General features: G+C 43.6%; 1 pseudogene. It reads right to left on the reverse strand.

The window, feature by feature from the left end:
- Positions 1–674, reverse strand: a pseudogene (locus ACFIL8_RS11975) (DUF3792 domain-containing protein); the annotation flags it as partial.

The following is a 674-nucleotide window of genomic DNA, read 5'->3' on the forward strand; positions in this document are numbered from 1 at the left end:
GACAGGCGCTCACCAAGATTTTTTAAAGTGGTGCGATAGTAAGAAGGATCATTTTTGAAAGCTGTTATCGCAGAACCAATATCATTGAGTGCAGCTTGATAGGTTTGTTTCAAGCGATCAGGGTTGAGAGCAGGAATGTCGCTTTTATTGAGAAGGGTGCGCAATTCACTCCTAAGTTGGTCAAAATTGATATCATTGTCACTATTTTTTGCAAAAAACTGTTCAAGACTTTCGCTGTTTAAGTTTGCAAGTATAGGGGAAATATTGTTTTTTAGGCTGTCTACGGTTTGTTGGACCATGGAGCTGTTTTCTAGAGCCGTTTTAGCTCCTATCTTTGCTGTACTAGAAACCACGTGGATGGCTTGGAGGGTCATCAGCAATGTTATGAGAGCCCAAGTGAGAAAGCCATGAAGAATCCCTGAGGTTTCAGCAAAACGTCCAGCTACAAAGCCTCCCAAGGCTAGGCTAATCAGTGTAACGATAACAGAACCCACGCCAAAGGAGAGGAAAGAGCCTTCAAATGGGGTTGAAGAAGTGAAATCCATTTGGCTTAAGCCTAAAGCGGCGACCAGAAAAGAGAGGCAGATTGAGGTGGCAAGAGCCGTCACCAGTCCCGCAAAGATTGCGGACCATGAAATGGGTGTGTGAAAGAGTGAATATTTTTCTTCTAGAGA

Origin of the sequence: Bartonella sp. AP57NXGY (assembly GCF_042195805.1) — a bacterium.
GTDB lineage: Bacteria > Pseudomonadota > Alphaproteobacteria > Rhizobiales > Rhizobiaceae > Bartonella.